The organism is Paenibacillus sp. 22594, assembly GCF_052044425.1.
GTDB lineage: Bacteria > Bacillota > Bacilli > Paenibacillales > Paenibacillaceae > Paenibacillus_AQ.
The window spans coordinates 75,067-97,749 of sequence record NZ_JBQENA010000007.1 but is presented as its reverse complement, the minus strand read 5'-3'; the positions used below and the strand labels follow the sequence as shown (position 1 = coordinate 97,749).

The 22,683-nt window shown below is 49.6% G+C and carries 19 protein-coding genes; 17 read left to right on the top strand and 2 right to left on the bottom strand.

Annotated elements, in window-relative coordinates; genetic code table 11:
* Positions 1 to 35 precede the first annotated feature (35 nt).
* On the bottom strand, positions 36 to 854 hold the full coding sequence (locus ACTJKB_RS21580) for a hypothetical protein (protein WP_440836430.1): 819 nt from the start codon (positions 852 to 854) through the stop codon (positions 36 to 38).
* Between the two features lie 293 nt (positions 855 to 1,147).
* Between ACTJKB_RS21580 and ACTJKB_RS21575 the strand changes: the two genes are divergently transcribed.
* The 3 genes from ACTJKB_RS21575 (at position 1,148) to pulA (ending at position 6,926) form a co-directional block, all read left to right on the top strand.
* Positions 1,148 to 4,180, top strand: a complete 3,033-nt coding sequence (locus tag ACTJKB_RS21575; RefSeq protein ID WP_440836429.1) for a PAS domain S-box protein — start codon at positions 1,148 to 1,150, stop codon at positions 4,178 to 4,180.
* A 36-nt stretch (positions 4,181 to 4,216) separates the two neighbouring features.
* Positions 4,217 to 4,828 (top strand): C39 family peptidase, encoded by a 612-nt coding sequence (locus ACTJKB_RS21570; protein ID WP_440836428.1) that lies wholly within the window; start codon positions 4,217 to 4,219, stop codon positions 4,826 to 4,828.
* Between the two features lie 139 nt (positions 4,829 to 4,967).
* Positions 4,968 to 6,926: a type I pullulanase gene (gene pulA, locus ACTJKB_RS21565; protein ID WP_440836427.1), complete on the top strand. Its 1,959-nt coding sequence runs from the start codon at positions 4,968 to 4,970 to the stop codon at positions 6,924 to 6,926.
* A 69-nt stretch (positions 6,927 to 6,995) separates the two neighbouring features.
* On the opposite strand, the gene ACTJKB_RS21560 is transcribed toward pulA, so the two are convergent.
* Positions 6,996 to 8,039: a PocR ligand-binding domain-containing protein gene (locus ACTJKB_RS21560; protein ID WP_440836426.1), complete on the bottom strand. Its 1,044-nt coding sequence runs from the start codon at positions 8,037 to 8,039 to the stop codon at positions 6,996 to 6,998.
* A gap of 354 nt (positions 8,040 to 8,393) precedes the next feature.
* Between ACTJKB_RS21560 and ACTJKB_RS21555 the strand changes: the two genes are divergently transcribed.
* The 14 genes from ACTJKB_RS21555 (at position 8,394) to ACTJKB_RS21490 (ending at position 22,661) form a co-directional block, all read left to right on the top strand.
* The gene (locus ACTJKB_RS21555) at positions 8,394 to 10,541 is read left to right on the top strand and encodes an alpha/beta hydrolase family protein (protein ID WP_440836425.1); all 2,148 of its coding nucleotides are present in this window, start codon (positions 8,394 to 8,396) and stop codon (positions 10,539 to 10,541) included.
* A gap of 344 nt (positions 10,542 to 10,885) precedes the next feature.
* Positions 10,886 to 12,370 (top strand): glutamate synthase subunit beta, encoded by a 1,485-nt coding sequence (locus ACTJKB_RS21550; RefSeq protein ID WP_440836424.1) that lies wholly within the window; start codon positions 10,886 to 10,888, stop codon positions 12,368 to 12,370.
* 378 nt (positions 12,371 to 12,748) lie between these two features.
* A complete protein-coding gene (gene yfcE / locus ACTJKB_RS21545; RefSeq protein ID WP_440836423.1) occupies positions 12,749 to 13,291 on the top strand; it encodes a phosphodiesterase in 543 nt (180 codons plus the stop codon).
* Between the two features lie 151 nt (positions 13,292 to 13,442).
* Positions 13,443 to 14,474 (top strand): agmatine deiminase family protein, encoded by a 1,032-nt coding sequence (locus ACTJKB_RS21540; RefSeq protein ID WP_440836422.1) that lies wholly within the window; start codon positions 13,443 to 13,445, stop codon positions 14,472 to 14,474.
* Between the two features lie 23 nt (positions 14,475 to 14,497).
* The gene (gene aguB / locus ACTJKB_RS21535) at positions 14,498 to 15,373 is read left to right on the top strand and encodes an N-carbamoylputrescine amidase (protein WP_074086870.1); all 876 of its coding nucleotides are present in this window, start codon (positions 14,498 to 14,500) and stop codon (positions 15,371 to 15,373) included.
* A gap of 294 nt (positions 15,374 to 15,667) precedes the next feature.
* Entirely contained in the window at positions 15,668 to 16,483 is an 816-nt protein-coding gene (locus ACTJKB_RS21530; RefSeq protein ID WP_440836421.1) for a transporter substrate-binding domain-containing protein, read from the top strand.
* A gap of 99 nt (positions 16,484 to 16,582) precedes the next feature.
* Complete coding sequence (locus tag ACTJKB_RS21525; protein ID WP_074113945.1) at positions 16,583 to 17,230, top strand: amino acid ABC transporter permease; 648 nt, start codon at positions 16,583 to 16,585, stop codon at positions 17,228 to 17,230.
* Between the two features lie 15 nt (positions 17,231 to 17,245).
* Positions 17,246 to 17,968: an amino acid ABC transporter ATP-binding protein gene (locus ACTJKB_RS21520; RefSeq protein ID WP_440836420.1), complete on the top strand. Its 723-nt coding sequence runs from the start codon at positions 17,246 to 17,248 to the stop codon at positions 17,966 to 17,968.
* Positions 17,969 to 18,122: 154 nt separating this feature from the next.
* On the top strand, positions 18,123 to 18,569 hold the full coding sequence (locus ACTJKB_RS21515; RefSeq protein WP_440836419.1) for a tellurite resistance TerB family protein: 447 nt from the start codon (positions 18,123 to 18,125) through the stop codon (positions 18,567 to 18,569).
* 122 nt (positions 18,570 to 18,691) lie between these two features.
* Positions 18,692 to 19,288 (top strand): TerD family protein, encoded by a 597-nt coding sequence (locus ACTJKB_RS21510; RefSeq protein ID WP_440836418.1) that lies wholly within the window; start codon positions 18,692 to 18,694, stop codon positions 19,286 to 19,288.
* Positions 19,289 to 19,317: 29 nt separating this feature from the next.
* Entirely contained in the window at positions 19,318 to 19,893 is a 576-nt protein-coding gene (locus tag ACTJKB_RS21505) for a TerD family protein (RefSeq protein ID WP_440836417.1), read from the top strand.
* Between the two features lie 48 nt (positions 19,894 to 19,941).
* Positions 19,942 to 20,523, top strand: a complete 582-nt coding sequence (locus ACTJKB_RS21500) for a TerD family protein (protein ID WP_074086630.1) — start codon at positions 19,942 to 19,944, stop codon at positions 20,521 to 20,523.
* Between the two features lie 73 nt (positions 20,524 to 20,596).
* Complete coding sequence (locus ACTJKB_RS21495; protein ID WP_440836416.1) at positions 20,597 to 21,892, top strand: TerD family protein; 1,296 nt, start codon at positions 20,597 to 20,599, stop codon at positions 21,890 to 21,892.
* A gap of 25 nt (positions 21,893 to 21,917) precedes the next feature.
* A complete protein-coding gene (locus tag ACTJKB_RS21490; protein WP_440836415.1) occupies positions 21,918 to 22,661 on the top strand; it encodes a TerC family protein in 744 nt (247 codons plus the stop codon).
* Positions 22,662 to 22,683 lie beyond the last annotated feature (22 nt).

Here is a 22,683-nt window from a genome sequence, read left to right as displayed (position 1 = left end):
TGCCGATAAGCAGGCGGAAGACACATTTGTGGGGCTCAGGATGTAATCTGCTTGGAGGCGGCTGTAATTACAGCGGCAACCCTTTGTTCCAGCTCGATAATCTTTTGCTTGCTGGCTGCGATCTGCCGGTGACCGGAGAGTAAAGACGTCAAGGAGTCGCAAGTCAGGGCCGGGTTCTTCTTGCGGATGGCAGATTTGAAGTCGCTCCAATCTGCAGTCAGGCGTTTGTTCAGTGAAGCGGCAACACTTTTCTGGGTCTTGATGGACGTCTGCGGACTTTCAATCCCGGCCAGGGTCTTGCGTACCGCAGCTATTTTCTTAGTCCGGATATCCTTGGCGGCTTTGAGCTGTGCCTCTTGGTCGCGGATGTCCTGGCGTGCCATCTGGACAAGGATTTTCATAGCATCGGACTGGGCACGCAGTATAGAATTTAAGGACTTGTCCTTGAGACCCCTGAGCAGGGAGATGCGGGTGTTCAGCGCACTGTACTGGTCAAAAAGCGGCTGGTAGCGGCTCTTGGTGCTGACAACCATAGCAGTAAGCCGGGTTACAGTAGCCTGGTCGATATTCTTGATTTGCTCCTTCACGACTATGAGTGACTGTGTGTTGTCTTCATGAAGCTTGCGGATTTGTTCCTCTCTGCTGTCATATTGCGCCGACAATGCAGACAATTCGCTGTACTGGCTCTTCAGCTTGCTTCTTGATGAAGAATCGGCAACCGCGGCAGTTAAATCGAAGGCGGCCTGAATCGAAGGGGTTAGCTCCGTTCCGGAAGCTGCCGCCAGACCTGCAAGGGGCAGTGATAGAAGCAGCAGCGACAGAAGGGCCAGGACAGCATGTTTAAGAGTAGTCATTTTTTCTCCTCCTATGTGGTCATTCGTCAGCCTGTACCCAACAAAAAAAAGCACCCGCAGCAAAGGCTAATAAGCCTTCATTACGGGTGCTTCCGGTAACAGGTCACGAATAAATTATTAACTTCAACTATAGATGAACCTCCTATATCCGTCAATATTTACAATTTATTTTGTTCTCGTTTGAAAAAAGGGGCGGCTCATTTCTTTCCTTAATTCTCTTATCGTATACTTGGGTAATAGACAACAGTGAGTCTGCACAAGCAGTGGCTCGTGATGAGGGAGGCCTGATTGATTTGGATAACGACGATAACAGGGGACTTCTGGATCAAGCATTCCTGATGTCTCCGATGGGGATGGGGGTACTGTCTTCAGAAGAGGCCAAGTGGATAAAAGTTAATCCTGCTTTCTGTCAACTTCTTGGCTGCAGTGAACAGGAGTTCCTGGCTGAAGGTTTGCTGTACAATACTTCTGCTTCGCGGGAGGAAGCCCGGCAATTGCACAACCATCTTATAAATGAACTGGACTCTTCTGCGGCGGGCTCTCTGGTCAAGGAGAAGAGATTCCAAGCCCGTTCGGGACGTACAGTATGGCTTCTGCTTACATTCGTCAAGGCTGTGGAGGGACTGGCTTACCGGCATGTTATCGTGTACGCCCAGGATATTACCGACCGCAAAATTGCCGATCAGCTGACCGTGGACAGCCGTGATTTGTATGATTTATTTATAAAAGATGAGCAAACGATGATTTCCTTCACCCTGCCTGATGGAACGCTGAGTTTCATTTCTCCTTCCTCGCTGCTGCAAATCGGTTTTGCCCCAGAGGAATTAATTGGTAAGAACCGGCTGGAGTTCTACCATCCTGATGATACTGAAGGAATGAATAACCAGTCCGAGGGACTCATGGAGAATAAAATCAATGCCCGCCGGCTGCGCCATAAAGAGGGGCATTATCTGTGGTTCGAATCTTCTTTTCATATCATCCGTGATGAAAACGGTGAAGTGGTACGGATCATGGGCGTTGGCCGTAATGTGAACAGCCGCAAGCTGAACGAAGAAGCCTTGGCCACTGCCCAGCGGGTTGCCAAAATAGGCTCCTGGGTTTGGGATTTGTCCAAAGAAAGACTGACGTTCTCAGAAGAGCTGCAGCGGATGCTCCACTTTAGTACGGGGAAGAACGTGAATTATAAGACCTTCTTGTCTCTGGTGTATCCTGAGGACATGGTAATTCTGACTAAGGGAGTCGAACAGGCTGTGGAAAAAGGGGAATCCGGCGAAACCTCCTTCCGTCTGGTTCTATCCGATGCCACAGTGCTTGCAGTACACATTCAGTGGGATGTTATGCGCGGTCCCGACGGCAGGCCTGTGCAGCTGATCGGCATGATGCAGGATATTACCGAGCGGCGGCAGATGGAACAGCAGCTTAGAGAGAGCGAACGGAATTACCGGCTGATGTCAGAGAACTCCATCGATATGATTTCGCGTCAATCGGTAGCAGGTACCGTCTTTCTCTATTGCTCTTCTGCCAGCCGGTCCCTGCTGGGCTACGAGCCCGAGGAGATGGTAGGGACAAGTGCCTTGGATTACCTTCATCCCGATGACCTGCTGCGGTTGAAGAAGATGCTGGCCGAAAGCGAGCACTCCGGGTCCATTCCTGTAGTAACCTTCCGGTACCGCCGCAAGGATGGAAGCTACGCCTGGTTTGAGACGAACAGCCGGTATATTTATGATGACCACGGCCAGATCCTGGAGATTATATCAGTCAGCCGTGATATCACCGAGCGCAAGCGTTTTGAATCCATGCTTCAGGAGAGTGAGCAACGCTACAAGTCTCTCTTTGAGTATAATCCATCCGCGGTCTATTCCATGAATCTGCACGGGGATTATCTGACGGCGAATGCCAATCTGGAGGTACTGACAGGTTATAGTCTGGATGAATTGATTGGAATGTATTTTGGACCTATTGTGCATGAGAAGGATATCGCGAAGACCTTGCATCATTTCACACTGGCCAGCCAGGGAGAGCCCCAGAGCTATGATCTGACACTGATCCATAAAGATGGGCATCTTATCGAAATCAATACCATTAACATCCCGATTATTGTCGACAGACAGGTAGTAGGTGTATTTGGGATTTCCCGTGATATCACCGAGCGTATACGGTATACCGAGCAGATTGAGAAGCTCAGTAATGAATACACGCTGATTCTGAATGCGGTGTCTGAAGGTATATTCGGTCTGGATACCGAGGGGAGAGTCACCTTCATCAATCCGGCGGGAGAGCGGATGCTGGGGTTTGAGCATAACGAAATTATGGGTCGTTCTTATCTGGGTTATATCCGGCAAACGGCGCCGGATGGGGTTCATTACCGGTCTGAGGATTCTCCCCTGATGCGGGTCATCCGGACAGGAGAGTCCCAGCGGAGTATGGACGCGGTACTGTGGCGCAAGGACGGCTCCAGCTTTCTTGCGGAGTATCAGGCAACACCGCTGTTCGATAAGGGAGAACGCAAAGGGGCGGTTGTCGTATTCCGGGACATTACCGATGAGCAGGAAATTATCCGTGCCAAGGAGTCGGCCGAGAAGGCGGATCAGGCCAAATCCGAGTTTCTTGCGGTGATGAGCCACGAGCTGCGGACCCCAATGAATGGAATTATGGGGATGACAGATCTTCTGGCGGAGACGGAGCTTAATGAGGAACAACGCGGTTATGCGGAGATCATCAGCCAGAGCAGCGCTTCCCTGCTGTATATTCTCAATGAAATTCTTGATTTCAGTAAAATCGAGGCCGGGAAAATGACACTTGTTCATGAACCGGTCAGTGTGGAGTCTGTCATGGAGATGGTTACCGAGCTGTTTTCACCTAAAGCCAGAGAAAAGAATGTCCGGCTATCCAGCCGGATCGCGGAAGATGTTCCAGAGCTGATCATGGGCGACGCGGACCGTCTGCGCCAGGTGCTCGTGAATTTGGTGAGCAATGCGGTCAAGTTTACCGAAGAAGGGCAGGTCTCTATTGCTGTCGAAACGGAATATTGCCCGAACGCCAAGAAGCTGAACCTGAAGTTCAGTGTACGGGATACGGGAATCGGCATTCCAACCGCGAAGCAGCCGCTGCTGTTTCAATCGTTCTCCCAATTGCATCCGTCGATTAACCGCAAATATGGGGGTACAGGCCTGGGACTTGCGATCTGCAAACGGCTTGTCGAGCTTATGGGCGGAGCGATTGGAGTGGAGAGCGCAGAGGGTGAAGGTTCGACTTTCTACTTCACCCTTCCCATCATTACCGATGAGGAGTGGGAAGAGAATAAGGCGGCTCGCCTCAGATATTGAACGGATACTCAGGGAACGGAAGGAAAAGATATCTCTATGATCGAGGAAAGGTCTGAATATCGGCTGGAAGTGGAACCTTATACACAATGGGAGCCGGGCGTAGCATCTCCAGGCTCTGCCTGCGGGCCGGCGACCATGGCCGCTTTAATCGAATATTGGCATACAAGGAGAGGTTATGGGTGTATTCCGGGTTCGGGTCATTTTGATTCCAAAGCGGCGCATATCAATTATATATACAGCCATCACGGGGGAACTCCGTTGGGGATGAGTGCGCGCAGTTTGGCCAAAGGCCTTCAGGCTTATATTGGTGCTGCTCTCCCGCGTGCAGAACGCAGGCACCGGCCGGTTTCAGTATCTGTTTTTAATGACATGCGGAGGTATAGGGCTGAGATTGACGCCGGGCGGCCGGTGGCCGTGAAGTTTGACAAGTGGTTCAGCCTCCGCTGGAGGGGGAGGTATGCCTATGATTATCATTGGGTGCTGGGAACCGGATACGATCTGACCGATGCGGGAGCGGGACCCGCGCTGATTGTCCAAGACAACGGTATACGCCATAAGAATGGAGGCTTTACCCCTGGCCGGGAGCGCCGTATTCCTTATTTGCCGAATCGGGATATTCTTACCATGGTAGCGCTGAACATAGAATGACAGAACCGGATATACAGCCGGATAGAATTCAGCCCCCCGCTCGTCCGATCTAATAAATCTTCTCTGTACAAACGTTTGCGCAAAGCGGATAATCAGGTTATAATATCCAGTTAATAAAGGGTAAAGGGGACAGATTGCTTTGTCAGTACAAAGGGAAATGGAAGAAACCATCTTTTATGGGGATCCTGCAGCTACCGGAGGCATTTCCGTATTCGACCAGGATTTTGACGAACTGTTCAGCTATAACGGAGAAGATCTTGGCCTCATCTATACTTCTGCTTACTCCGCCTTTTGTCTATGGGCTCCCACGGCGCAGGAGGCGGAAGTGGTGCTATATGACTCCTGGCAGCAGACCGCCGGGGACCGCCTGCCCATGATACGTGAGGTGAGAGGGACCTGGAGGCTGACGGTTTCCGGTGATCTGGAGGGCAAGCTGTATACCTATCGTGTACGTATCGGGGACCAGTGGAATGAGGCAGCGGACCCGTACGCACGTGCAGTCGGCGTAAATGGGGACAGAGCGGCAATTCTTGACCTGCGTAAGACGGATCCAGAGCGTTGGACTGAGGATAAGCCGCTTTTGGCGAGTCCTGTGGATGCAGTCATTTATGAGCTTCATCTGCGGGATTTGTCCATTCATCCGGACAGCGGGACTGCCTACAAGGGGCAATTTCTGGGTCTCGCCGAAGGCGGAACACGGGGTCCCGGGGGGATTCTGACCGGGCTTGATCATATTGCCGATCTTGGGGTGACCCATGTTCAGCTGCTGCCAGTCTATGACTTCGCTACAGAGAGCGTGGATGAAACCAAGCTGGATCAGCCGCACTATAACTGGGGGTATGATCCGAAGAATTATAACGCGCCCGAGGGCTCTTACGCGTCAGACCCGTATCTGCCGGGTGTGCGCATTACCGAGCTCAAAACCATGATCCAGGCGCTGCATGACCGTGGTTTGCGCGTAATCATGGATGTGGTCTATAACCATGTGTATGACGGGTACCGTGTGAATTTCACCAAGCTCGTTCCCGGCTATTATCTGCGTTACAAGCGGGACGGCAGTCTGTCGAACGGTTCGGGCTGCGGCAACGATGTCGCTTCCGAGCGTACCATGATGTCCCGGTTTATTGTGGATTCGGTCCTCTACTGGGCCAAAGAATATCATATGGACGGCTTCCGGTTTGACCTGATGGGCCTGATTGATATTGACACGATGGCGGAAATCCGCCGCCGTCTGGATGAAGTCGACCCTTCGATCATGACCATCGGCGAGGGTTGGATCATGGAGACCGAGCTTTCCGCGGACCGGCTGGCCAATCAGAGCAACGCAGACGCACTGCCGGGAATCGGACACTTTAACGACGGTTTTCGGGACGCGGTGAAAGGCAACATTTTCAGGTATGAGGAACCAGGGTTTATCGGCGGCAGGTCGGGACTGGAACAGGCGGTGAAGACAGGCATTACAGGGGGAGTGGTGTACGGACAGACTATCGGCCAGTTTGCCGACGAGCCCCGGCAGTGCGTGAACTATATGGAATGTCACGACAATCATACCTTATGGGATAAAATTGTCCTGTCCTCTGCCGGAGTATCCGACAAGCAGCGCAGGGCGATGCACCGGCTGGCTTCAGCCATGGTACTGACGAGCCAGGGGATTCCGTTCCTTCATGCCGGGCAGGAATTTATGCGTACCAAAGAAGGTGTGGAGAACAGCTTTAAATCACCGGTAGAGATCAATTGGCTGGACTGGGAGCGCTGCGCCGCTTATGCAGACGAGGTTGCTTACATGAAAAAGCTCATATCGCTGCGCCGGGCACATCCCGCCTTCCGCTTGCACAGTGCAGAGGAAATTCGTGCGAAGCTAATCTTCGAGAAGGCGCCTGCGGGTACAGTGGCATATACGCTGCGGGAGCATGCCGGAGGTGATGCAGCGAAGCACCTGTACGTGGTCTACAATACCAATCCGGACGGATCAACGCTTTCGCTGCCGCCGCTGGGGGTATGGGAGCCGCTGCTTGGGGAAGAACTGACAGTACTGGGGACAGAGGGGCAACTGACCGTTAAAGGTCTCGGAATGGTCGTTCTGGCCGTTCGGGGTTAGCACTCCCCTTCATTTTTTTGAGCAGGATAAAGGTGAGCGCTTCATATGGAAAGAGCTTTGTCTTTTTTCTTATGGAGCCTTCTCCTCTCTATAATATTTACGATAGATGGCAGGCGTGATTTCTTCGAATTTCTTAAAGGTTTTAATAAAATAACCCGGTTCATTGAAGCCAAGCTCATCGCTGATTTGAGAAACAGGCATATCGGTTACTTCCAACAGCTGTTTAGCCCATTTGATCTTGAGTCGTGCCAAATAAGTCGTAAAGTTCTCTCCCGTTTCCTTAGCAAAAAGCCTGCTGAAATAGCTGGGACTGATATGACAAAGCTCAGCCATATGCGTTAATGTTATATTTTCACTTTTATTACTGTAAATATAGTCACAAGCGGGTTTGAGAACTGAGTTGGTACAAATCGTTGTATCATTTGAAGTGTTTTTTAGATAGGCATCAGCGATAGCGTTAGTCATTTCTTTTTTAATGGATTCAATATTTTTAATGGTGTAGCCAGGCAGTATGGTGGAGATATTTAAAGCCTCATCATTTCCGGAAGCTTTCTCAAACATTTCAACAAGCAGATTTTTATTGAGTGCCTCTTCGATAATATAATTGCACAGCAGAAATAACATATTGGATATTTTAACGACTTCTTCATAGGTCATGGTGGGAATATTATCATAGTGTTCCTTCAAACGCTCCCCTTTGACTAGAGGTAAAGATTTGTTCTTGGAAGTTACAATTTGCTCCAGCTCCATACCGTTCTCAGGATCTGAGAGCTTAACTTGTCCTGCCATTACAGCACCGAGGTATTTATCATCAACAGTGATTGGAATAGCAATATCCACGATATTAAAATGGCACAGATAAACGTAAGGGGCATTTAAGCGAACCGCTTCAAGACCGCCGCGTGAATCGCATTTTTGGCAATAAGGCAGCAACTCCGGGTCCTTTCGCACATTCTGACAGAACGACTGGCAGCTGCTATGAGTGGTGACAGGGATGCCTTTATAGTCAACCGTCAGAATGGCCAATTTGGTCACTGTAGCCAGAGAATCTTGAAGGCGCTTCCATTTCTTGAGGTCTAAAATTTTGTTAATTCGTAAAGACTCATGTATCAAAAGATTTGCACCTCCGGAGCAACGTTGTGTAGGGAGTAGTGAAATGATGACCAAGCCTATAACAATAGGATACCATTCTTTGCAACCAGTACAAAGAATTACGATTGAGAATTATAATTATTAGTTATGATATTCCACTATCAAGAGTAAAAACCTGCTATATACTCTAATTAATTGATTGATTAAATTTTTCATATTACAGGAGGAGATTAGATTATGAGCTTTTTGAAAGCGGTTTTATGAGGGGGTGCCCACGGCAGGAGGTAGCGGGATTTGAGTTGAATTGATAGCGTTTACATTTCAGTGCTGCTGATCATATGTTTATTCATGCTTGAATACAAAGGAGCTACAATGATGAGAAAAATGGTTTCAATCTTCAAAAAACCGAATGGGTTGCTAGCCTTATCTTTAGTATTGATCCTCCTTGGCAGCCTTCTTGCCAGCCTATTCAATACCTCGTTTTACTCGGTGAAGGTCAAAGAAATTAAATTCAAAGCGGACCACGGAACGCTCTCAGGGTTGCTCTACATGCCTAAAGGAGCAGGAGCTGATGATCCCAGACCCGTTATTATTACGACACATGGTTATCTGAACACCAAAGAAATGCAAGATGCACCTGCAATTGAAATGTCCAGAAGAGGATATATCGTCTTAGCCTTGGACATGTATGATCACGGTGACTCCCGGTGGGAGAGTGACATACCTGTGAAGGATCTGTTTAGTACTTTTTGGATTTATTCACAATTTGATGCATCAAAGTATATATTCACGCAGGATTACACCAAAAAGGACGATAAAGGCAACGCTTATGTCGCTGTCAGCGGCCACTCTATGGGTGGATTCTCCTCCTTATTGGCTATGTACATGGATGAGGTAAACGCTCTGCAGACCGGTCAGCGTATGATTTATGCAGGGATTTCTGCTGGAGCGGATTTCTCCTACGCTTCGGCGGTTGCTCCCCAAGACCAGATTCAAGCGGCATTTGGAAGCCGTACTGTAGGGATGATTGCAGGAAAGTACGATGAATTCTTCTTCAATAAGTCTGACGGGGAAAAAAGTGCAGCTGAGCTGAAAGTGAAGGGTACCGTAACAGAAAAGGATTTCGCAACTACCCTCTCCGGTAAAGCTTTCCTTGGTCTTTCGGCGGATATTCAGGCTGGCGAGGCCGGAAAGTTTTATAAGGTAGAATCCGGCGATTTGAAGCTCGAGGATAAGGTGGTACGTCCTTCGCAGACGGGTGAGCATGTACTATTTACGCCAAATGAGATTCATCCATGGAACCACTTTTCTACAGCAGCAACCGCGAATTTAATTGATTTTTATGCCCATGCTTTTAAAGGTGTGACCTCACCCAACCAAACGAATGCCGACCTTGGTTCTGGACATCAGATTTGGTGGATGAAAGAAGCGGGCAACTTCATTGCCTTAATCGGCTTCTTCCTATTAATGATTCCACTAACAAGCCTGCTGCTCAAGGCTCCGTTCTTGAAGCGTTCGGTCACAACCTCCATAACAACCGTTAGTGCACCTTCAACTGGCATTCAGAAAACCGTATATTGGGCTGCTATCGTGTTCAGCACATTGATCCCAGCTATTTTGTTTTCAACACTAATGGATAAAGAAGCAAACGGAATGAGTACTTTGCGTGTGATTTCCATGGTTCTGCTGGTCATCAGTTTGGTGGCAACCGGCGTAGGCTTCATTCTGGCAAACAACCAAAAGGCCAACCCCAACACCTCTGCAAAAATGAAGAATATAGGTATGGGTGGTGCTGTGCTGGCGGTAGTATCATTGGTTATGTGGCTAATCTTTAAAAATGCGAACCATATACTTGCAACTGGTTCATATTTTAATGAGCCTACAACGAATCAGATTGCTTATTGGGCGGTTGTTTCTGGCCTTATTATTGCTTTCGTAACCTTTGCTTTCTACTTCTTCTCCAAGAAGCAGGCCGGTACGAAATTCAGCGGCTATGGCATTCATCTGAATATCATCACAATTGTCGCCAGCCTTTGTACCGCAATTATAGCGGTCTTTGTAGGATATCTGCTTTTATTCGCAGTACAGGCGGCAGCGGGTACAGACTTCCGGATTTGGACCTTCGCAGTGCGTACCTTTGAGATCGAGCATTTAATTACTGCACTGCGCTATATGCCATTTTTCCTGATCTACTACTTTGTCAGTGTTGTAGCCCTGAATGCGAATACTCGAAGCCAAAAAGGAGGATATGTACTGTCCGTTATTTTGAATGTAGGTGGACTTATTCTTTGGATGGCAGCTCACTATGGCAAAGATTTCATCACTGGAGTAGCGTTATACCCAGGGCAATCCTTGAACGGCATTCTATTGTTCGCTATGGTGCCAATTCTCTTAGTAGCAGCTCTATATGCCCGTAAAATCTTTGAAAAAACCAACAATGTATGGCTCGCCTCTTTCCTGAACACCATTTTGTTTACCATTATTGCTGTGGCTAATACTGCGATGTTCTGGAACCTGGTTTGATCGTGACCTCATAGAAATAAAGGCTAAAGAAATAAGGGCTTTTCCATGGCTTCATTGCTTAGGGAGGAGCCTTTTTTTTGCAATTGGTTGCAGTGCTTTTGTTTATCCCCGGAATTTTATTTAAAAAATGTGACATTATTCATTTAAGCCATGTAGAATAAATGATATTATAGAGTCATTTCAGGCGGGAGACCGCATTGACACAGCTTCTTGCTTTGCTGCTTTACAGTGACAAATAATCAGTCGGTGACAGAGGGTAACTGTCTTTTTGGAGCCGAATGGGGCAACAATGCCGCCTTTGGGTGATTCGGCGGCCAATCAGAGAGACTCGGAGGATGACAGGTATGGGTAAAGCAACAGGATTTCTTGAATATCAGCGGCAGACTCCTGCGGAGTGCGAGCCTTTGGAACGGATTAAGAACTGGAATGAATTTTCGCAGAAGATGGACGAGGAGAAGCTGAAGGAGCAGGGCGCGCGCTGCATGGATTGCGGTACACCGTTCTGCCATGTTGGACGGCTGCTCTCCGGGATGGCCTCCGGCTGTCCGCTGCATAATCTTATTCCGGAATGGAATGATATGGTTTACCGCGGCAACTGGGAGGTTGCGCTAAAACGGCTTCACAAGACCAACAACTTTCCGGAGTTTACCGGACGTGTCTGTCCAGCACCTTGTGAAGGCGCTTGTACTGTGGGAATGAATGGCAATCCGGTCACGATTAAATCGATTGAGAAGGCCATCGTGGACAGAGGTTTTGCTGAGGGATGGATCGTTCCCCAGCCGCCGCTCAGCCGTACCGGCAAAAAAGTCGCCGTAGTCGGCTCCGGTCCTGCAGGTCTTGCTTGTGCTGCACAGCTTAACAAAGCCGGACATAGTGTAACCGTGTATGAACGTGCGGACCGTATCGGCGGCCTGTTGACCTACGGAATTCCGAATATGAAGCTGGACAAACAAACTGTCCAGCGCCGCGTGGACCTGCTGGCGGCAGAAGGCGTTACCTTCGTTACCCGGACCGAGATTGGCAGGGATATTGAAGCCTCTCAGCTGAAAGAAGAGCATGATGCAATGGTGCTGTGTGGCGGCTCTACGCAGGCGCGTGATCTGGCGCTGGAAGGGCGCGAGCTGCGGGGCATCCATCAGGCGATGGAATTCCTGACACTGAACACGAAGAGTCTGCTCGACTCCGGCCTCGCAGACGGGGAATACATCTCTGCAGCCGGCAAAGATGTGGTCGTTATTGGCGGCGGGGATACAGGTACGGACTGTGTCGCTACCTCCATCCGTCACGGCTGCCGCAGTGTAGTCCAACTGGAGATTATGCCGCAGGCGCCGCTTACCCGCCAGGCGGGCAACCCTTGGCCGGAATGGCCGAAGGTGATGAAGGTGGATTACGGCCAGCAGGAAGCAGCTGCCTTGTATAAGGATGATCCGCGCCGTTATCTTGTGAATACGAAGCGTTTTGTCGGTGACGACGGCGGACATGTGCAGGAACTGCATACCGTGCGCATCGAATGGACCCGGAATGAACAGGGCCGGATGGTGCCGGTAGAGGTTCCAGGCAGTGAAGAAGTCATCCAGGCACAGCTTGTGCTGCTTGCCCTGGGATTCACCGGACCGGAAGAAACGGTACTGGGCCAGCTTGGCATTGAGCGTGATGAGCGCACCAACGCCAAAGCCGAGTTCGGAACGCAGGCTACCAATGTGGAAGGCGTATTTGCTGCTGGAGATATACGGCGCGGCCAGAGCCTTGTGGTATGGGCCATTAATGAAGGACGGCAGGCAGCGCGCGAGGTGGACCGGTTCTTGATGGGTTCTTCAAATCTGCCATAATTCATAATATTAGAATGTAAAGTGCAGGGCGCCCCGCGGGGCGTCCGCTTTGCGTTAGAGACCCAAGGAGAGTTAAAATAATTAGATACATAGGACAATCTATATAAGATGAACGAAAGATCTACCAAAGGGTCAGAAGTGGTGGAGGTGAAGTTTGGAACTGGAGGAGTGGTAGCGACCGCCTAAGAGCTTTCTGCAGGAAAGCTGGCATCGTAAGCGTGGGCTATGTTTGGATTTCACCCGTGAACAACGGTTTAAATCAGGAAATCCAAACATAACAGCGGCCGGAAGTCCAAACATTCACCGCAGCCACGACCAAGGCCGATTGGGTAATCCAAAGTTCAACTTATAGACCATCAAGGAAAAGGAGAATGTGTCATGAAACTGATGTTCATCTCAGATATTCACGGATCACTGCATTGGCTGGAGCAGGCACTGTTGAAGGCGGAAGAGGAGCAGCCGCATACGCTTGTTGTACTGGGGGATTTCCTGTACCACGGGCCACGAAATCCGCTGCCGGATGGCTATGATCCCCAAGGAGTCGCTGCCAGGCTGAATGCCTACGGCAAATCACTGGTGGCCGTACGCGGCAACTGTGACGCCGAGGTCGATCAGATGCTGCTGCAGTTCCCGATGATGGGTGACTATGTGCTGATCCTTCATGAAGGCCGGAAGATCTATGCCACCCACGGACATGGCTTCAGCATCGACAATCTGCCACAGCTGACACCGGGCGATGTGTTTATTCAGGGCCACACCCATCTGCCGGTTGCGGATGTCAAGGAGGGCATCACGGTGCTGAATCCCGGCTCCATCTCGCTGCCAAAAGAGAACCATCCCAATTCTTACGCAATTCTGGAGAATGGGGATTTCATTATCAAGGACTTTGCGGGAAATGTAGTGAAACAGATCAAGCTCTAAAATACAGCCAAGCCTTGATCCCCCTGGATTTTCCCAGGGGGATTTGCTTGTCCGGCAATTGAGCGCATCCTCATATTATTGTATGATGGGTAAGGAGCTTTTCCGGGACAGCCGCGCGCTCCAAATATGAATAGCAGAGGTAATTATAAGAATGTATCCCAAAGAGTTACACTATACAATGCCACCCGAATGGGAAGAGCATGAACGTACCTTTATTTCTTGGCCGGTCCAGGCTTCCATGGTGTTTCCAGACAATTATGAAGCCGTGAGCGGCGGCTATGCCGAGATTATCCGGGCTATTGCCGAGTTCGAGCCGGTAACCGTAGTAGTGAACCCGGAAGAGTTGGAGCAGGTGGACAAGCTGGCTCTGGGAGACAATGTTACGCTACTGCCGATCCGGCATAATGATGCCTGGCTGCGTGACAATGGGCCAACCTTTGTTAAGGGTGAGGATGGAACACTTGCAGGTGTGAACTGGAAATTCAATGCCTGGGGCGGTAAGTATTCACCTTGGGACCTGGATGATGAGGTGGCTCCACAGATTCTGAAGCAGGTGCAGGTTACCCGTTACGATGCTCCGCTGGTCATGGAGGGCGGATCTATCCATAGCGATGGTGAAGGAACACTTCTTACCACAGAGGAATGTCTGCTGAACAAGAACCGCAATCCGGAGCTGGACCGGGAAGAGATTGCAGAATACGTGCGTAAATATACAGGTACAGAAGCCATCATCTGGCTGAAACGCGGCCTGAGCGGTGATGAAACCGATGGGCATGTCGATAATATTGCCTGCTTCGCCGCACCTGGCAAGGTAATCATCCAGGTCTGCGATGATCCGCTGGACGAGAATTACGCGATTACCCAGGAGAACTTGAGGATTCTGGAAAATGCTGTGGACGCCAAAGGACGGAAACTGGAGATCATCACGATTCAGCAGCCGCCTCGTACGGATTATGAGGACAGCCGTCTGACGCTCAGCTATTTGAATTTTTATTTTGTGAACGGCGGAATTATCCTGCCAGTGTTCGGAGGAACTGCTGCAGAGACGGATAAGCTTGCTGAACAGAAGCTTGCCGCACAGTTCCCGGACCGCAGAATCCGCACAGTGAATGGAATGGCCGTTATTGGCGAAGGCGGCAATGTACACTGCACCACCCAGCAGATGCCTGCCGGGAGATCATAATTTTTTGCAAGGAGGACAGAATGGTGAGAAAAGTAAAAGTAGCCGCGACACAAATGAGCTGTTCCGGTGACATTGATGAGAATATCCGCAAGGCGGAAACCCTGGTTAGGGAAGCTGCAGCCCAAGGCGCGCAGATTATTCTGCTCCAGGAGCTATTTGAAACTCCGTATTTCTGCCAGAAGGAGAAATCGGATTATTATGCCTATGCGACTGAGCTTGAGCACAACAAAGCAGTGAACCATTTCAAAGCTGTGGCAAAAGAACTGCAAGTGGTGCTGCCGATCAGCTTTTATGAAAAGAAAAACTATGCCCGTTACAACTCCCTGGCTGTGATTGATGCCGATGGCACGGTGCTGGGCAAATACCGCAAAAGCCACATCCCGGATGGCCCCGGCTATGAAGAGAAGTTCTACTTCAATCCCGGAGATACCGGCTTTAAAGTGTGGAATACCCGTTACGCCAAAATTGGTGTCGGCGTCTGCTGGGATCAATGGTACCCCGAAGCCGCACGGGTGATGAGTCTGATGGGAGCGGAGATTTTGTTCTACCCTACAGCCATTGGTTCGGAGCCGCAGGACGGGTCGATTGACTCCAAAGACCACTGGCAGACCTGCATGCTGGGCCATGCGGCAGCGAATCTGATTCCTGTCGTGGCCTCCAACCGGATCGGAGAGGAAACGGATGAGGAGTCCAGCATTAACTTCTATGGCTCCTCATTTATCGCCGGCCCTCAGGGCAACAAGATTGTTGAAGCCGGACGGGATGAACAGACCGTATTGGTCAGTGAGTTTGATCTGGATGCCTTGGAGGTTGGCCGGATCGAGTGGGGGATCTTCCGCGACCGGCGTCCGGAGCTGTACCGGTTGATCGCATCATATGACGGGGATTTGACGTTTTAAACTGTACAACTCTAATGAAAGATAACAACGAGTGAATTACAGCATAGCAAAGGCACCGCCGGGGATATTCACATCTCATGGCGGTGCCTTTTTTTTGATAATTGTGACAGCAGTCTGGATTGATCCTCCAGCGGGCAGGTGAAGTAGCAGAAGATGGCAAAGGGAGGTAATGTTACAATATAACGATAACACGTTATAAAACATTACATTAAAAAGAAAAGTTAATTGTCATCACTACTTTAATCTGATAAAATCTCCTTAAGTTATTACACGAATAAGTAGGGGGATTGAAGAATGGGGATCAAAAAGAAGCTTATTGTGTCAGCTTTAATGTCATTCATAATGCTCGCAATGGTGGGCTGCGGTTCCAACAATAAGGCGGAAAGTGGCAGCGTCGGCGGGGAGACGATTAAGTTCGCTAGTGACGCGAGCTATGCACCGATGGAGTATATGGATACAGATAAGATCAAAGGATTTGACATCGATTTCATCAAGGCGGTAATGGAAGAAGCCGGCATCGGCTATACCGTTACGAACACGGGGTGGGACACTATGCTGACCAGTGTGAAGCAAGGCACGGAATACCAAGCCGGGTTGTCTTCGGTTTCTATTACAGACGAGCGGAAAGAAACCTATGATTATTCCATTCCTTATTTTGAATCCACCAACATGATTATGGTTAAGGAAGGCAGTGACATCAAGAGTGCGCTTGACCTGAAGGATAAAAAGGTTGCTGTGCAGGCGGCGACTACGGCGGATGAGCTGATGAGCGGAATTATGGGTGTCGACAACGCCAAGCTGAAGCGTTTTGACAGCAATGCGGTAGCCCTGATGGAGCTGAATAAAGGTGGAGCCGATGCGGTGGTGGCCGATATCGCCATCGTCAATGAATATATCAAGAACAACCCAAAAGAGAAATTGACAGGGATCATCGATAAGGAAAACTTCGGCTCTGAATATTATGGCATCTTATATCCTGAAGGAAGTAAATGGAAAGCCAAGCTTGATCCGGCGATCAAGAAAATTATTGAGAACGGCAAATATGCCGAAATCTACAAAACCTGGTTCGGTGAAGAGCCGGATACCCAGACCCTCCTGAACGCAGAGTAAGCGGACGAACAACCAAGCATGCGTAATGATTGCTATTGCGTATGCTTCTTTTTTTGAACCGAAGAGAAAGATCTAAGTAGAAGAGAAGGGAAGAGTCCTATGGATTTCAGATTTGACATTATCGCTCACTATATACCGGTATTGCTGAGGGGCACGGCATTTACGATTGGTGTATCTATTGTCTCGATTATATTTGGTTCTATTCTGGGGCTGGGCATTGGTTTTGGGAAAATGGCACCGAAGGCGTATTTCCGCTGGCCATTTCATTGTTACATCAACTTTTTCCGCGGGACCCCGTTGTATGTGCAGATTTTGATTGTCCACTTTGGGGTGATCCCTGCGTTTTACGGCAGCACCAATGTTTTAATGACCTCTTTTGTAGCGCTCTCCCTGAACTCAGCGGCCTATTCCGCCGAGATATTCCGCGCCGGTATCCAGTCTATTGATCCGGGGCAGCGGGAGGCGGCGGTTTCGCTCGGAATGACCAAATTTCAGGCCATGCGCTTTATCATTCTGCCGCAGGCTATCAAACGGATGGTTCCTGCATTCGGGAATGAATTTATTGTGCTGGTGAAAGACTCTTCCCTGCTCGCGCTGATTGCCGCACCGGAGATTATGTATTGGAGCAACACGATGAAAGGCCAGTATTTGCGGATATGGGAGCCGTATTTGACCGCCGCATTGATCTATTTCATTCTTACCTATTCTCTCAGCAAGCTGCTCAATTATATCGAACGGAAGGTGTAACCGCATATGGAGCCTATGATCTCAGTTAGACATCTGCACAAATCATTCGGGGCGCACAAGGTGCTCACGGATATCAACGTCGATATTCATATCCGGGAGGTAGTGGTGGTGATCGGGCCTTCAGGCTCGGGCAAATCGACCTTTCTGCGCTGCCTGAACCTGCTGGAGCAGCCGCAAGAGGGCGACATTATTATTGAAGGCACTTCCTTGATGGCCAAAACCACTAGGATTAATGATATCCGCACAGAGCTTGGCATGGTTTTTCAGCAGTTCAATCTGTTCCCTCACAAAAAAGTAATCGAAAATATTATGCTCGCCCCGGTTCAGGTCCGCAAATGGCCTGTCGGGCAAGCCCGTCAGAAGGCACTGGAGCTGCTGGAAAAGGTCGGTTTAAGGGAAAAAGCAGAGGTCTATCCGGCCTCGCTCTCCGGCGGTCAAGCCCAGCGGGTAGCGATTGCCCGGGCGCTGGCCATGGAGCCCAAGATCATGCTGTTTGATGAGCCCACCTCTGCACTTGACCCGGAAATGGTTGGTGAGGTGCTGGCGGTCATGAAGGATTTGGCGCGTGAAGGGATGACAATGGTGGTGGTTACCCATGAGATGGGCTTTGCCCGTGAGGTGGGAGACCGTGTGCTGTTTATGGAGCAGGGTGTGGTGGTTGAGGAGGGGGACCCGGAGCAATTGTTCGGTCATCCAACGCATGAGCGTACACAAGCCTTCCTGTCCAAGGTGCTGTGAAATTCTGGCAAAGTAGAATCTTCTCGATGAATCGGTTATATTAGAAGTGTAAGCACTGGATATGGAACATTAAGTAAATGTCTGTCGAAACGGCGGAGAGGAGGCTCTGGGATATCTTTTGTTTATCATCACTTAATGATAGAAGGAGAATACGATGAGCACATTTAAAAACTGGTTGAACACCACAAAAAGCGGATTGACCGAACAGGTGAAAAAGTTTAAAAATAAGGATTTCATGAACGCGGTTGTTGCGGGCTGTGCCCTGGTAGCTGCTGCTGACGGCAAGATTGAGGAAGCCGAAAAGAACAAAATGGCCGGATATATGAATCTCAGCAACGAACTGAAGGTATTTGACATGAGAGATGTCATTAACCAGTTCAACTTCTATGTCAGCAATTTCGAGTTTTCTCCGGAGATTGGCAAGCAGGAAGCGCTGAAGTCCATCGCCAAATTCAGCAACAAACCGGAAATTGGACGCGTAATTGTAGGCGTATGCTCTGCAATTGGGGCGGCTGATGGTGATTTCGACGAGCAGGAAAAAGCGGTTGTGCGGAACATTTGCAGCGTACTGGGACTGAGTCCAAGCGAATTCAGCCTGTAAGCACATTACCGAAATTCACTATAAACGGATGAAACGTATTTGTTTTTGCGTCGTATCACTGGTATAACACCCACAAGTGAGACTTGCAGCTGTGATTCTTTCTGAAACGGAGGTACGTAAATTTGGCTGGTATTAATCTGGTAAAAGGTCAAAAGATTGATTTAACAAAAGGGAATGCCGGACTCTCCGGTGTTATCGTAGGACTTGGTTGGGACCCGGCTGAGCCGGCACGCGGATTCTTCGGCGTCAAGAAGCAGGCGAACGTGGACTGCGATGCCTCGGCGCTGCTCCTGAACGAGAATGGCAAGCTGACCAACAAGCTGAATCTGGTCTGCTTTCACAACAAGCAGAATCCGAACAGCTCCGTTGTTCACTCCGGGGATAACCTGACAGGTGAGGGTGACGGAGACGACGAGCAGATCAAGGTGAACCTGAAGGCAATTCCTGCCGATGTGCACAAGGTTCTGGTCGTAGTCAACATCTATGATGCGGTGAACCGCAAGCAGGATTTCGGGATGATTAAATCGGCATATATCCGGGTTATTAATGCCACAGGTAATGCCGAACTGATTAAGTTCAACTTGACGGACAATTACACAGGTTTTACTGCACTGATCTGCGGAGAGCTCTACCGGCATGGCGAGGAATGGAAATTCGCAGCTATCGGTGAGGGAGCACACGCAGCACATATCAACCAATTGGCTGAGCGTTACATCTAATTCCAATCTAAGAAAAGAGGTTTCTATTCATGGCGATTAATTTATCCAAGGGTCAAAAGATTGATTTGACCAAAACGAACCCGGGTTTGTCCAAAATCACAGTCGGTCTCGGCTGGGACACCAATAAATACGACGGCGGTAAAGATTTCGACTTGGACGTTTCCGTCTTTTTGACGAATGCCAGCGGCAAAGTGGATAAAGAGACCAATTTCATCTTCTTCAATAACAGACAGAACGAGAATGCTTCCGTTGTACACACTGGTGACAACCGTACAGGTGAAGGCGACGGAGACGATGAGCAGATTCAGGTGGACCTGCTGAATATTCCGGCAGACGTAGATAAAGTGGCATTTACCATTACTATCTACGAAGCTGAGAGCAGAAGTCAGAATTTTGGTCAGGTTTCCCGCTCGTACGTGCGTATCGTAAATGATGCCAACAGCGAAGAATTGATCCGTTTTGACCTGGGAGAAGATTTCTCAGTTGAAACAGGCGTAGTTGTAGGCGAATTGTACCGCAACGGTGCTGAATGGAAATTTAATGCTATCGGAAGCGGTTATAAGGACGGTCTTGCTGGTTTGACCCGCGATTACGGTCTGCAATAAATTACTGCTTCCGTAAATGAAATTATTCACGAAAGAAGGTTATTGCCAGTGACGATCAGTCTTTCCAAAGGACAGCGGATTGATCTTACCAAGACCAATCCGGGTCTGACGAAGGTAGTTGTGGGACTCGGCTGGGATACGAACAAATATAGCGGCGGTAAGGATTTTGACCTTGATGCCTCAGCCTTTCTCCTCCATGAGGACGGTAAAGCCAAAGGCGAGGATGATTTTGTTTTCTACAACAATCCTTCCGGCGGTACCGGCTCTGTAACCCATACGGGAGATAACCGTACAGGGGAGGGCGACGGGGATGACGAACAGATCCTGGTTGATTTCAGCAAAGTTCCCGCCAATATTGAGCGTATCGGGATTACGGTAACTATTTATGATTATGAAGCAAGGGTCCAGAACTTTGGACAAGTCTCCAACGCATTTGTGCGCGTCGTGGATGCCTCCAGTGACCGTGAGATTCTGCGTTTCGATCTGGGCGAGGATTTCTCAACAGAAACCGCCGTTGTGTTCTGTGAATTCTACCGCCACGGGGCGGATTGGAAGTTCCAGGCGGTGGGAAGCGGTTTTGCCGGCGGCCTTAGTGCCTTGTGCAGGAACTACGGACTGGACGCGCAATAGAAGCTTCAAAGGCGGGATCATTAGCGATCCTGCCCTTTTTATACTCTTCTCCATTCATAAAGGTGGCGTAAGAATGAGCATTCAAGTGGTGAAAGGGCAGAAAGCAGATCTGACCAAAGGCAACCCGGGGCTCGATCAAATGGTAGTAGAGATCACCTGGCAAGCCCCTTCTTCAATGGAAATTGACGCCTCAGCATTCCTCCTGGACTCTCAAGGCAAGGTGCGCGGGGACGACGACCTTATCTTTTATAATAATCCGGCTACATCGTATATCCGCTATAAGGACGTGCCGGGCCAGGCCTCAGGAGGCTGCAAGCATTTCGAGGTGGAACTCGGCAAGATTCCGCCAGGCATCATGAAAATCGCATTTACGCTTACACTCTATGACGGCGAAAACCGCAAGCAGATGTTCGGGCAAATGAGTGAAGCGCATTGCCGGATTCTGGACCGGACGACGGGCTCGGAGATCCTGCGATGTAATCTTGGAAATCATTTCTCCGTAGAAACGGCTGTTGTGGTAGGAGAATTATATAGATACAGCGATGAATGGAAATTCAGCGCCATTGTGGCGGGTTTTGACGGGGGGCTGCAGGCGCTTTGCAGCAACTATGGTATTGAAGTATCTGAAGAACCGCCGCCGGCCCCTCCAAAACCGGACACGCAAGGGATACCCGTGCCGCCAGCGCCGGAGATTCCGGTTGTCCGGCCGCCGGCTGTATCTCAACCGCCTTCACAGCGGCGGGAAGCACCTCCTTCTCCGCCGCTGAATCTTAATCTGAAGAAGATTGAGCTGAAGAAAAAGGGAGATTCCATCAACTTGAAGAAATCGGCCTCCGGTCTGGGAGAGGTTCTGGTTAACCTTAACTGGAATCAGAAGCAGGGCGGCGGGCTGTTCAGCCGCAAGGGCGGCGTAGATCTGGATCTTGCCTGTCTCTATGAACTGAAGAATGGCCGCAAGGGCGTTGTTCAGGCGCTTGGCAATGCTTTTGGACATCTTCAGCAGCCTCCCTTTGTCATGCTGGATGGGGATGACCGGACAGGCTCCGTAACCTCAGGAGAAAACTTGCGTATAAACGGAAGTAAGGTTGCAGAGATCGAACGGATCTTGATTTTTGCTTTTATCTACAAGGGAGTTACCCATTGGTCTGAAGCAGATGGTGTAGTTACCATCAAACAGGGTGAAGGGCCGGATATTATCGTTAACTTGGACGAGCATAACAACCGTAAGGGAATGTGTGCCATAGCCATGATTCGGAATGTGGGGAATGAAACATTCAGTATTGAAAGGCTCGTACAATATTTCAGCGGGCACCGTGAGATGGACCAGGCATATGGATGGGGGCTGCAATGGGTAGCGGGCAGCAAATAAACTATTTTACCGGAGGCATAAGGGAATGGACTGGTTCAGTGATTTTTTTAGGAGTATTAGTGATAACTATGGGCATTTCTTCTCGTGGAGCGATATTGTAGGCACGCTCTCTGACCCTGTAAGCTGGGGGATCATCGGGAGTTTGGTGCTGCTGGAAGGCCTGCTCTCCGCTGATAATGCGCTCGTGCTTGCAGTTATGGTCAAGCATTTACCGAAAGAGCAGCAGAAGAAGGCGTTGTTCTACGGGATTCTGGGAGCTTATCTATTCAGATTCCTGGCCATTGGCCTCGGAACCTATCTAATTGGATTCTGGGAGGTTAAGGTTGCAGGCGCGCTGTACCTCTTCTATATTGCCTACAAAGGATTATTTAAAGGCGGTGGCGAGGAGGGTGAGACGAAGAACAGAGGCACCTCTTTCTGGAAGACTGTACTCCTGGTTGAATTAATGGATATTGCGTTCAGCATCGATAGTGTCATTGCTGCATTTGGTCTTAGCAATAAAGTCTGGGTGCTCTTCCTGGGTGGTATCCTCGGCGTGTTGATGATGCGCGGAGTGGCGCAGCTGTTCCTGAAGCTGATTGCCAGATTCCCTGAACTGGAGCAAACGGCGTTTCTGCTCATTGCTATTATTGCCGGCAAGATGCTGGCGGGAGCTATTGGCTATGAAATGCCACATGTGGTGTTCTTCACCATCCTGATCGCAGTGTTCGTGGGAACGATCTTGTACAGCTCCGGCAAGAAGAAAAGAGAAGCCAACCGCAAGGCCTAATCATGTGGAAGTAAAAGAAGTT